The sequence below is a fragment of the Acidimicrobiales bacterium genome, from assembly GCA_035512495.1.
Classification (GTDB): Bacteria; Actinomycetota; Acidimicrobiia; order Acidimicrobiales; family CADCSY01; genus DATKDW01.
Genome location: DATKDW010000043.1, coordinates 31,619 through 43,115, shown reverse-complemented (window position 1 = coordinate 43,115; position 11,497 = coordinate 31,619). Strand labels below are relative to the sequence as shown.

At 72.8% G+C, this 11,497-nt stretch carries 8 protein-coding genes; 6 read left to right on the top strand and 2 right to left on the bottom strand.

The window, feature by feature from the left end:
- Window positions 1–285: 285 nt before the first annotated feature.
- Complete coding sequence (locus VMN58_05645; protein HUF32676.1) at window positions 286–1,026, bottom strand: STAS domain-containing protein; 741 nt, start codon at window positions 1,024–1,026, stop codon at window positions 286–288.
- A 231-nt stretch (window positions 1,027–1,257) separates the two neighbouring features.
- Here VMN58_05645 and VMN58_05640 point away from each other — a divergent pair, with 231 nt between their 5' ends.
- From VMN58_05640 to ligD, 6 genes are all read left to right on the top strand, one after another.
- Window positions 1,258–1,773 carry a DoxX family protein gene (locus VMN58_05640; protein ID HUF32675.1) on the top strand — a complete coding sequence of 172 codons (516 nt, stop codon included), beginning with the start codon at window positions 1,258–1,260 and terminating at the stop codon, window positions 1,771–1,773.
- Between the two features lie 81 nt (window positions 1,774–1,854).
- Window positions 1,855–2,724, top strand: coding sequence for a universal stress protein (locus VMN58_05635; protein HUF32674.1), 870 nt, complete (start codon window positions 1,855–1,857; stop codon window positions 2,722–2,724).
- A 107-nt stretch (window positions 2,725–2,831) separates the two neighbouring features.
- On the top strand, window positions 2,832–3,812 hold the full coding sequence (locus VMN58_05630; GenBank protein ID HUF32673.1) for a bifunctional oligoribonuclease/PAP phosphatase NrnA: 981 nt from the start codon (window positions 2,832–2,834) through the stop codon (window positions 3,810–3,812).
- Between the two features lie 53 nt (window positions 3,813–3,865).
- The gene (locus VMN58_05625) at window positions 3,866–5,926 is read left to right on the top strand and encodes an FG-GAP-like repeat-containing protein (protein ID HUF32672.1); all 2,061 of its coding nucleotides are present in this window, start codon (window positions 3,866–3,868) and stop codon (window positions 5,924–5,926) included.
- 120 nt (window positions 5,927–6,046) lie between these two features.
- Window positions 6,047–6,967 (top strand): Ku protein, encoded by a 921-nt coding sequence (locus VMN58_05620; GenBank protein HUF32671.1) that lies wholly within the window; start codon window positions 6,047–6,049, stop codon window positions 6,965–6,967.
- 5 nt (window positions 6,968–6,972) lie between these two features.
- A complete protein-coding gene (gene ligD / locus VMN58_05615) occupies window positions 6,973–7,878 on the top strand; it encodes a non-homologous end-joining DNA ligase (GenBank protein HUF32670.1) in 906 nt (301 codons plus the stop codon).
- Here the strand turns inward: ligD and VMN58_05610 are convergent.
- Window positions 7,875–11,414 carry an adenylate/guanylate cyclase domain-containing protein gene (locus tag VMN58_05610; protein HUF32669.1) on the bottom strand — a complete coding sequence of 1,180 codons (3,540 nt, stop codon included), beginning with the start codon at window positions 11,412–11,414 and terminating at the stop codon, window positions 7,875–7,877. The genes ligD and VMN58_05610 overlap by 4 nt on opposite strands.
- Window positions 11,415–11,497 lie beyond the last annotated feature (83 nt).

Here is an 11,497-nt window from a genome sequence, read left to right as displayed (position 1 = left end):
CAGGGCGGCACCGATTCCCGAAGCTGCACCAGTGACGAGGGCCGTCTGGCTCGTGAACGCTCCCATCGGCAACAGCGTGGCACCGTCGCAGCCGCCCCGCTTGCTGCCGGTTCTTCTTGCATCAAGTCGAGCCCCGTCAAGGACGCGAAGCGCACCGAGTTGGGATTACAGGGCGCCCCGGCTGGGGCACTCCGTCTCCCCCACCTCAGCGATGTCCCGCCGACGGGCCGGCGGTGCCCTTGTCGATCGCGGTGTTCGCCGCGGTCACCTGGGCCTCGCTGTAGGTCATCGTTCCTCCCGGAGCGATGCCGCCAACTTGTCCCGGATGCCGACCTCGCCGACGAGGTCGATGCCTGCGGCGAGAGGCACCGTGATCAACACCCGGCGCACGGGCCCCTGCGCGCCCTCCAGCCGCAGGGACCCCCCGCGGTCGACGGTCTGCCAGTGGTGGTCGACCAGGACGCCGACGCCGCGGACGTCGAGGAACGCCAGCCCGGAGAGGTCGACCACGACGTGGTCGACTCCCACCCGGCGCAGCTCGGCGAGGGCGGCGGAGAGCTGCGGCGCGGTGGCGATGTCGAGCTCCCCTGCCAGCCGGAGCACCACCCCGCCCCCGTCGGCATCGACGTCGACCTCGATCCTGAAGCCGTCGTGCAACCAGGCGAGATCGCTCGGCCCGGCGGGGACGTCGACGGCGCGCATCCGGCGGAGGGCATCCTCGATGGTCGGGCAGATCTGCAGCGGGTGGGCACGGCACCAGCGCCTCAGGATCTGGAGAGACGTCCGGCGACGGCAGACGACGAGGAGGCGATCGCTGGGACGAGACGAGAGGAGGCCCCCGAGCAGCTCGCGCACGGGAGCCGGCGACACCAGGGTCGCCTCGGTGAGGTCGAGGATCAAGGTCCCGTCGGGTGCGAGGGGGGCCAGCTGACCGACGGCCGCCACCACACCGTTCGCATCGACGGGACCGCGCACGATGACGATCACCGCCTCGCCGAACAGGCGCACCGTGACGTACTCGCTCATCCCCCGCCTCCCGCCTGCAGCGCAGCGACCGCCGGCGCTCGCACGGGGGCCCCGGCGCACAACCACCAGCGAACACCCGCCCGGACCAGGAGACCCATGGTCCAGTTGAACCACACCTGAGGACCCGGCACAACTGGCAAAATGGCCCTTCCTGCGGCGATTCGTCCCTCTCGCGGCCCCACGCGGACCCCGTCCGAACGGACCACCCGCGCCCGTGGGAGAGTGGGGCCCATGGATGCCGCCGCCGCCGATCTCGCCCTCCTGCTGCTGCGGGTCGTCCTCGGCGTCGTCCTCCTCGCCCACGGCGTCAACCACATCATCGGCGGGGGACGGATCGCCGGGACGGCCCGCTGGTTCGAGAGCCTCGGCATGCGCCCGGGCATCATCCACGCCTGGCTGGCCAGCATCACCGAGGTGGTCGGGGGGGCGCTGCTCGTCGCCGGCCTCCTCACTCCCCTCGCCGGCGCCGCCGTCGTCGGCGTGATGCTGGTGGCCTGGGTCACCAACCACCGGGGCAACGGGTTCTTCATCTTCCGACCGGGCGAGGGCTGGGAGTACGTGATGGTCCTCACGGTCTGCGGCCTGGTGGTGGCAACGCTCGGCGCCGGGAGCTGGTCGCTCGACCACCTCCTCGGCCTGTTCGACCGGCCGAGCTGGGCCAACCTGGCGATCGGTGCCGGCGCCGGCGCCGGCGGCGCCGCCCTGCTCCTCGCCACCTGCTGGCGCCCGGCGGACGACGGGAGCTGACCGGCGGCAGGGACCTTCGACCCCGGCCCCTCATGACCGGCGACCCTGACGACGAGGGGTGAGGGGGGCCACACTGGCCCCATGAGAACCATCGTGATCGGCTTCGAAGGATCCCCTGGCGCAGCTGACGCCCTCCGTTGGGCGCACCGGGAGGCGGCGCTGCACGACGCCACCCTCACCGCCGTGATGGCGTGGTCGTACCTGGGCCAGCTGCACGCCGACCCCGACGCCGACTTCGACGTGGACTACGACGAAGAGAATGCTCGCGCCACGCTGGACACGTTCCTCGAGCGGGTACTCGGGGCCGAGGACGCCGCCGGCGTAGAGCGCCACGAGGTGAGCGACGTCACCGCCCGGGGCCTCCTGGACGCAGCCGAGGGCGCCGACCTCCTGGTGGTGGGCGCCCGAGGGCTCGGCGGCTTCAAGGGCATGCTCCTCGGCTCGGTGAGCCAGCACTGCCTGCACCACGCCACCGGCCCCCTGGCGATCATCCGTCCGCAGGCCGGCGACCACGCCCCACGAAATCGGATCGTGGTGGGCACCGATGGGTCGGAGGACGCCGCGCCAGCGCTGCGGTGGGCGCTCGAGGAGGGCCGCCGACGCAACGCCACGGTCACCGTCCTCCACGCCTGGCACATGCCCTACATCGGGGGTTCGCCATGGGTGGTGGGCTCCCTCGACTCCGAGCTCTTCGAGAAGACCGCCTTCGGGGTCATCGACACCGCGCTGGCCGACCAGGACACCTCCGGGCTCCCGGCACCGGTCCACCAGCGGGTCGTACACGGATCGGCCGCGTCGGCGCTGCTCGACGCCGCCGAGGAGGCGGACCTCGTCGTGGTCGGCTCCCGGGGACTGGGCGGTTTCACCGGCCTCCTCCTCGGGTCGGTCAGCCAGCAGGTCGCCCGCCATGCCACCTGCCCGGTGGTGGTCGTCCCGACACCCCGGGACTGACACCCGGACAGGGAGGGGCGGGGATCGGTGGCGATCCTCGCCCCTCGTGGCGCGGTCCGTGCTAGCAAGGGCTCACCGCCAGGAGGGGAGCGGCCGGTGCACCAGACATGAGCGGCCATGACGCCGAGTTCGAGCGCGCGGTGGCCCTCCTCGAGGCTGCCGAGGTGCCTGCTCTCGCCTGCCACGTCCACCCCGACGGCGACGCCCTCGGCTCGCTGCTGGCGATGCACCTGCTCTGCGAGTCGCAGGGACGCCGTCCCGTGTCGTCGTTCCCGAGCCCGTTCTCCGTGGCGCCGCACTACCGCTTCCTCCCGGGCCTCGACCGCCTCACCCCGCCCGGGCGCTTCCCGGCCGACCCTGACCTGCTGGTCACCTTCGACGTCGGCAACGTCGGGCGCATGGGCGACCTGGCGCCGTCGATCGCCGCGGCGAGCGAGGTGCTGGTGCTCGACCACCACGACGACAACACGCGCTTCGGCTCCGTCAACGTGGTCCAGACCGACGCCGCCGCCACCGCCGTGGTCGTCCGGCGCCTGGCCTCCGCCCTCGGCTGGCCCCTCACCCGCGACGCCGCCCTCAACCTCTACGTCGGCCTGCTCACCGACACGGGCCGGTTCCAGTACCCCAACACCACGCCCGACGTCTTCGTGCTGGCCGAGGAGCTCGCCGAGTTCGACCTCCCGCTCGCCGATCTCACCCGCGAGCTGTTCGAGAAGCACCGCTTCGCCTACGTCCGCCTGGCGGGCCTCGCCCTTGCCCGTGCCCAGCTCGACGAAGGGAACCACCTCGTGGCCGCGTGGCTCACCGCCGAGGAGCTGCGCGAGCACGGCGTCGGCTTCGACGAAACGGAGGGCTTCATCGACCTGCTGCGCCGCACAGCCGAGGCCGAGGTCGTGGTGGCACTGAAGGAGGCGCCGTCGGAAGGGTTGCGGGTCTCGCTCCGCTCCCTCGGCGGAGTCGACGTCGGCGAGGTCGCCACTGCGCTCGGCGGCGGTGGCCACCCGTTCATGGCCGGGTTCACCACGCAGTCGTCCATCTCGGAGACCCTCGAGCGCGTGCGCGCCCTGGTCCAGCCCGGCACGGACTGAGCCTCGTCGGCTCCCGCGCCCGGATCCGGTCCGGGATCGGCGATGATCGAGCGATGCAGCAACCGTCCCCCCACACTCGTCGGGCTCTCGTGGCGCTCGTCGCCGGCATCACCCTCGCCGGCCTCGCCCCCCTGGCACCCATCGCCGCCACGCAGCACGGCGGACCCACGCTGCGGTGGGAGCGCACCATCGGCCTGGTCCGGGAGTCGTCACCGGGCGTCGCCGACCTCGACGGCGACGGTCGTCCCGACATCGTCGTCGGCAGCCACGACGGCCGGGTCAACGCCCTGCGCGCGAGCGACGGCGGCCTCACCCCGGGGTGGCCGCAGCCCACCGGCCACCCGATCAACTCGTCAGCTGCGCTCGTCGACACCACCCGCAACGGACGCCCCGAGGTCCACATCGGCAGCGGCACCGACGGCACGTCCGGCGGAGGGCTCTTCTCCTTCCGCGCCGACGGCCACGTCCGCTGGCGCTACTCGGCATCCGACCGCGTGTTCCCGAGCCCTTCCATCCACTCCACCCCCGCGCTCGGCGACGTGACCGGCGATGGGCAGCTCGACGCCGTGGTGGGATCGCTCGGCTTGGAGAGCGTCCACGCTGTCGACCTGCACGGTGTCCGGCTGCCGGGCTTCCCCTTCTACACCGACGACACCGTGTTCTCCTCCCCCGCCCTCATCGACATCACCGGCAACGGCCGCAACGACATCGTCATCGGCGCCGATTCCAGCCCGGGCCCCGGGGCTCACATCGACCACCAGGGTGGCCACCTCTGGGCGCTGACCGGCGCGGGGGGCGAGATCTGGCGCTTCCGCGTCGACGACATCATCCGGGGAGCGCCCTCCATCGGCGACATCGACGGTGACGGCCGGCCCGACATCGTCTTCGGCGGTGGTGACTACTGGGGCGGTGCCGACTCGGTGAAGGTCTGGGCCCTCGAGCTGGACGGCCAGCTGAAGCCCGGCTGGCCCAAGGTGACCGACGGGGTGACCAACGCCTCGCCCACCCTGGCAGACCTCACCGGCGACGGTCGTCTCGACGTGGCCATCGGCACCTTTGGCAGCAGTCATGGCCGAGGCGCCGGCGGTTCGGTCTACGCCTGGAACGGCGCCGGCCAGGCGCTCCCCGGCTATCCCCGCGCCTCGGGCGGCGGGGTGGTGCTCGGCCAGATCGCCACCGCCGACCTCAACGGCGACGGGGCCCAGGACCTCCTGGTGCCGACGGGAGGCGCCGTCTTCGCCTACACCGGCCGGGGCGGCCACCGGCTCTTCGCCCTGGCTGAAGGGCACGGCATCGGCTTCCAGAACACCCCCCTCGTCGCCGACCTCGACGGCAACGGTCACCTCGACATCGTGGTGGCTGGGTTCCGTAGCGGGGACGGCGTCGTCCAGCGCTACGAGCTGCCGGCGGCGGGCGAGGTCGGCCGCCTCGCCTGGCCCCAGTTCCGACGCAACGCCGCCCGCACCGGCACCATCCTCACCCTGGCCGAGGCTCGGACCACGACCGCCGCCTGCCCGCCGGGGGAGGTGCCGCCGGGCGGGTTCACCGACGTCGACCCCGGCAACGTGCACCGTCACGCCATCGACTGCATCAAGTGGTGGGGGGTCACCGAAGGCCAGGGCCCCGGCATCTACGGGCCGGCGAACCTGGTGCCGCGCGGCCAGATGGCCACCTTCATCGCCCGCACCATCCTCGAGTCGGGCGGCACCCTCCCGGAGAACCCGGAGGACCACTTCACCGACGACGACGGGCACCCCCACGAGCACAACATCAACCGGCTGGCCGAGGTCGGGATCGTCACCGGCGGCAACGACGGGCGGTACCGCCCCGACGACCGGGTGAGCCGCGCCCAGATGGCGACCTTCCTCGTCCGGGCCCACGACCACCGGGCGGGCCGTGCCCTGCCCACCTCGTCGATCGACTACTTCGCCGACGACGACGGCGACACCCACGAGGCCAGCATCAACAAGGCTGCGGCGGCGGGGCTCACCGGCGGCACGGGTGACGGCCGCTTCCGACCCGCGGCATCCGCACCGCGCGACCAGATGGCGTCGTTCCTCGCCCGACTGCTCGATCTGCTGGTGGTCGAGGCGGGCGCCAGCCCGCCCGCCTGACCGTCGCCCTGTGGGACGCCGCATCGACAAATCGCCGGCCGATGTGGACACTGGTCCCTGGGTAGGGCGGCCCGGCACCCCGTAGGAACCGGCACCCCGTAGGAAGAGGAGCACCTGACGATGGCGAGAGCGATCTGGAGCGGCTCGATCAGCTTTGGGCTGGTCAACATCCCGATCAAGCTCTACAACGCGGTCTCGAAGAAGGGCGTGTCGTTCCACCAGATCGACGCCCGCACCGGGTCCCGGGTCAAGATGCAGCGGGTCTCGGCGGCCGACGGCACCGAGGTCCCCTACGGCGAGATCGTCAAGGGATACGAGCTCGGCCCCGACCAGTACGTGCTGGTGGAGCCGGCCGAGCTCGAGAGCCTCGACCCCGAGGCCACCAGGGCCATCGAGATCGAGGAGTTCATCGACCTCGCAGACATCGACCCCGTCTTCTTCGACAGCCCGTACTACGTGGCGCCGGTGAAGGCGGCCGAGAAGCCCTATGCGCTCCTGGTGCGGGCCATGGAGGAGCAGGAGAAGGTCGGCATCGCTCGTTTCGTGATGCGCACCAAGCAGTACCTGGCGGCGGTGCGGGCCAAGGACGGTGCCCTGGTGCTGTCGACGATGGTCTACGCCGACGAGCTGGTCGACCCCGCCGAGATCGACGAGCTCGAGTCGCTCGGGAGCGTCGAGGTCTCCGACCGCGAGCTGACCATGGCCAAGCAGCTCATCGAGTCGCTCACGGCCGAGTTCGAGCCCGAGCGCTATCGCGACGAGTACCGCGACCGCGTGCTCGCCCTCATCGAGCGAAAGGCCGAGGGTGAGGACGTCCTCGTCGAAGCTCCCGCCGCCGCCGACACGAGCAAGGTCGTCGACCTCATGGCCGCGCTCGAGGCGAGCGTGAAGGAGGCCCGAGAGGCGCGGGGTCGTCATCCGGCGACCCCGGAGAAGGAAGCCGACGAGGCAGCCGACGACGCAGCAGACGAGGCCGAGCCCAAGAAGAAGGCAGCCAAGAAGCGCTCGGCCGCCAAGAAGCAGGCGAAGAAGAGCGCGTAGCCCCGGTGTCGAGCACCGTGCAGGTCGACGTCGGGGGGCACTCGCTCGCGCTCTCCAACCTCGACAAGGTCCTCTATCCGACGGCGGGCACCACCAAAGCCGAGGTCATCGACTACTACGCCCGCGTCGCACCGGTGCTGCTCCCCCACCTCGCCGACCGGGCCGTCACCCTGCGACGCTTTCCCGATGGGGTGGAGGGCGGCTCGTTCTACGAGAAGAACTGCCCCGGCCACCGCCCCGACTGGGTCGGCACGCATCCGGTCACCAGCGATGAGGACGCCACGATCGACTTCTGCCGACTCGACTCCGTGGCCGCGCTGACCTGGGTGGCCAACCTCGCCGCCCTCGAGCTCCACACCTCCATGGCCCGCGCCGTCGACTCGCGCGCGCCGACGATGGTCGTCTTCGACCTCGACCCCGGAGCGCCGGCTGCCCTCCTCGACTGCGCCGAGGTCGGGCTCTGGATCCAGCGGGTCCTCGAGGGCTTCGGCCTGACGTCGCTGATCAAGACCTCGGGCTCCAAGGGCATGCAGCTCTACCTCCCGCTCAACTCCCCCACCACCTACGAGGCCACGTCGGGGTTCGCCCGCACCGTCGCCCAGCTGCTCGAGCGCGAGGCGCCCGACCAGGTCGTGAGCGTGCAGCGCAAGGACCGGCGCGGCGGCAAGGTCCTGGTCGACTGGAGCCAGAACTCCTGGCACAAGACGACCGCGTGCGTCTACAGCCTCCGGGCCCGCGAGCGCCCCACCGTCTCGACACCGGTCACGTGGGACGAGGTGGACGATGCCGTGGCCGCCGGGGACCCGAGGATGCTCACGTTCGAGACCGCCGACGTGCTCGAGCGGGTCGAGCACCACGGCGACCTGTTCGCCGACGTCGCCACCCTCGAGCAGGAGCTCCCCGAAAGTTAGGAGCCCCGGCCGCCGGTGACGGGCTCCGCGGCCCCGGTGGCCGCCCGGAACAGCTCGTCCCACCCGCGGCCGTCGACGCCGATGCAGTCGAAGCGTTCCCGCGCGTCGTCGAGGACCGACTTGGCGGTGCCGTCACCGAGGGCGACGAGGACCCGTGCCCGGGCGAGGGCGGCGATGGCCCGGGTGAGCACGTCGTCGGTGCCCTCGAGGATCTCGTCGGCCTGTCGCAGCGCCTCCGACGCCGCGGCCCCGTCGCCCTGGCGTGCCGCTGCGAGGGCGAGGGCCAGCAGGGCCAGGACCCGGTCGAGGTAGGTGCCCCCTTCGAGGGCCAGGGTGGCCTCGGCGTCACGGCGTGCCCCGTCGGCGTCGCCGTCGGCGGCGCGAGCGAGGGCAAGCGAGCAGAGGGCGTTCGCCAGGGGGCCCACGTCTTCGTGCAGGGGCACCACCCGAGCGAGGGTGGCGACGGCGTCGGCCGTCCGGCCGGTCTGGGCCATGGCCACGCCCTGGCCGATCCCGATGTCGGCAGCGCCGAAGCCCTCGACCCGGCCCGGCAGCCCGACGTCGGCCAGGACCTTCAGGGCGCGCTCGCCGTCGCCGAGGTGGACCGCCAGCTCGGCGGTCAGCACCGCGGGGAAGCGCTGCTCCTCCAGGGTGGGCCGGAGGCCGGGGACCGGCGCCGCCAGCTCCTCGATGACCCGGTAGGCCTCCTCGACGCGACCGGTGACGAGCAGACCCCGGCTGAGCGGTCCGACCGCGCGCGCCAGCCCCCAACGGTCGGAGATGCCCTCGAAGAGCTCGCGGGCCGCGCTCGACTGCTCGACGGCCTCGGCGGCCCGGCCCTGCCAGAGGCGGACCGACGCCAGCAGCACCATCATCATCCCGAGCGCCCAGGGGTCGCCCTGCTCGCGGGCCTCCTCGCGGACCTGCAATGCCAGCGCCTCCGCTTCGGTGGCCCGTCCCTGCCCGTAGCGGACCCAGCCCCGGAGCCCGAGTGCCCAGCCCCGTCCGCCGAAGTCGCCGATGTCGGTGAACATGGCCACCGCGTCGTCGAGCCGGACATCGGCCTCGGTGGTGTCGCCGCGGGTGAAGGCGATCCACGCCAGGTTCTGGTTGACCCAGGCGATGCCCTTGCGGGCGCCGATCTCCTGGAAGGCGCTGAGGGCCTCGCGCAGCGACTCCTCGGCCAGGTCGGTCTCGCCGGCGAAGAGGTTCGTCATGCCGAGCCGGCGAAGGGCAGCCGCCTCGCCGCGACGGTCGCCGACCTCGCGCCAAAGGTGCGCGGCGCGGTCGAGTGTGGCGAGTGACTCGTCGAAGAGGCCGGCGTTGCGCTCGATGTCGCCCCGCACGGTGAGGGCCCGGGCCACGGCGACGTCGTCGCCGGCCTCGGCGGCCTCCTCGAGGGCGTCGACGAGGTCGGCCAGGGAGAGCTCGTCCTGGCGGAGGGCGGTGCGGGCGCGGGCACGGCCGATGAGGGCGTGGCGCCGCTCGGGGGCCGGCGTGCTCCCGATGATGCGAAGCTGCTGGTCGAAGAGGCGCTCGGACATCAGGTGCAGCTCGCGGTCCTCGGCCCGCTCGGCCGCCCGCTGCAGGGCGTCGAGGGCGCGCCGGATGATGTCAGGCGGCACGCCGTCGACGGTGCCCACCTCCTCCGCCAGCTCGGCGGCCGCGGCGTAGTGCCGGGCCAGCTCCTCGAGGAACTCGTCGGCGCGCTCCTTCTCGGCGGCCTGGCCGTCGAGCCAGCCGGCCAGGGCGGCGTGGCGGCGGGCACGCTCGGCCTTGGTGAGGGTCCCGTAGGCGACCTCACGGACGATGTCGGAGCCGAACTCGCACTGCCCCTCCTCGACGACGAGGAGCTCGCGCGCCACGAGGTCGACCAGCGCACCTCCCACCGGCCCCTGGCCCCGACCCGCGCTCAGGGCCTCGAGGGCGGCCACCGGTCCCCGCCGGCCCAGGACCGCAGCGTCCTCGAGGACGGAGCGCTCCACCCCGCTGAGCGCATCGAGGCGGGCGGCGACGAGGCCGCGGAGCGTCGCCGGCAGCTGGGGCAGGTCGGCGTCGTCGGCCAGGGCGCCCGACTCGGTTAGCAGGGCGGCCAGCTCCTCGAGGAAGAAGGGGTTGCCCCCGCTGCGCTCCACCAGGTTGGCGGCGAGCTCGTCGGTCGGCGCGCTGCCGAGCAGCGCCTCGAGCAGCTGGGCGGCGGCGGCGGCACCGAGCGGGTCGAGGTTGAGCACCACGAGGTTGTGCCGCCCGGGGGTGGGTCGCCAGCGCTCCTCCAGCTCGGGTCGGGCCGTGAGGAGGATGACCAGGGGCAGCCGGTGCAGGCGCTCCAGCAGGTGGTCGATGAGGTCGAGGACGAGCTGGTCGGCCCACTGGACGTCGGAGAGGATGAACACCAGCGGGTGCTGCGCGGCCAGTCCCTCGAGGAAGGTGCGGACGGCACGGGACACCTCGTCGCGCGCCCGCCCGGGGTCGACGTCGCCGAGGCCGCCTTCCTCGCCCATGAGCCACAGCAGGGCCTCGACGGTGCGGACCGCCTCGGGCTCCTCCGGCGCGCAGCGCAGCGCCGACGACACCGCCGAGAGCGCCTTGTCCCGGGCCACGGTCGCGTCGTCGGACGGCTCGATGGCACAGGCGGCGCGCATCGCCTCGGCGACCGGCCACCAGACGTTGGCCTCGCCATACGGGAGGCTGCGGCCGAGGAGGATGCCCGCGCCGTGGTCCCGTGCCACGTCGAAGACGACGGCCTCGGACAGGCGGCTCTTGCCGATGCCGGCCTCACCCAGCACCAGGGCGAGGTGGGGGCGGCGCGTCGAGAACGCGTTGGAGAACGCTGCGCGCAACAAGTCGACCTCCGCCGCGCGTCCCACGAGGGGGGTCGTCGAGCGGCGGGGACGTCGGCCAGGCGCCGTCAGGGCTTCCTCGGCGACCCACGCCTCGACGTGCTGGTCGCGTCCGCGAGCCTCGAGCGAGCCCAGCGGCATGTAGCGAAAGACGTCACGGGTGGCGCCGTGGGTCTCCGCTCCGACGATCACCTGCCCGGGCTCGGCCATCGTCTGCAGGCGGCTCGCGGTGTTCACCACGTCGCCCATCGCCGTGTAGTCGCCCCCGGTCCGGAGGGCGCCCACCAACACCTCACCGGTGTTGATCCCGACCCGCATCTCCACCGGGGCCCGCAGGAACGACGCCTGCTCGGCGAGCGTCTTCTGCATGGCCAGGCCGGCCCGGACCGCTCGCTCGGCGTCGTCCTCGTGAGCCACGGGCGCGCCGAAGAGGGCGACGACGGCGTCGCCCACGATCTTGTCGACCCGGCCGCCGTAGCTGGTGATGTCGGCGGCCAGGCGCTCGAAGCAGTGGTCGACGAGGTTCTTGACCTGCTCGGGGTCTCGGTTCTCCGAGAGGGCGGTGAACCCCACGAGGTCGCCGAAGAGGACCGTGACGATCCGGCGCTCGTCAGAGGGGCTGAGCAGGGCGTGCCCGCAGGAGGGGCAGAACCGGGCCCCCTCGGGCACCGACACCGAGCAGGACGGACAGGTCACGCCCCGAGGATACGGCGGCACCCCCGCAGGGCACGTACCGGTTCGTCCGCTCTCCCGCCGCAGGGTTAGGTGGCAGCGCGAGC

Excerpts from the sequence above, each read along its gene's own strand:
- VMN58_05640 (HUF32675.1), top strand. The coding sequence starts at position 1,258 with ATGGATGCCGCCGCCGCCGATCTCGCCCTCCTGCTGCTGCGGGTCGTC.
- VMN58_05635 (HUF32674.1), top strand. The coding sequence starts at position 1,855 with ATGAGAACCATCGTGATCGGCTTCGAAGGATCCCCTGGCGCAGCTGAC.
- VMN58_05645 (HUF32676.1), bottom strand. The coding sequence starts at position 1,026 with ATGAGCGAGTACGTCACGGTGCGCCTGTTCGGCGAGGCGGTGATCGTC.
- VMN58_05625 (HUF32672.1), top strand. The coding sequence starts at position 3,866 with ATGCAGCAACCGTCCCCCCACACTCGTCGGGCTCTCGTGGCGCTCGTC.
- VMN58_05620 (HUF32671.1), top strand. The coding sequence starts at position 6,047 with ATGGCGAGAGCGATCTGGAGCGGCTCGATCAGCTTTGGGCTGGTCAAC.
- VMN58_05630 (HUF32673.1), top strand. The coding sequence starts at position 2,832 with ATGAGCGGCCATGACGCCGAGTTCGAGCGCGCGGTGGCCCTCCTCGAG.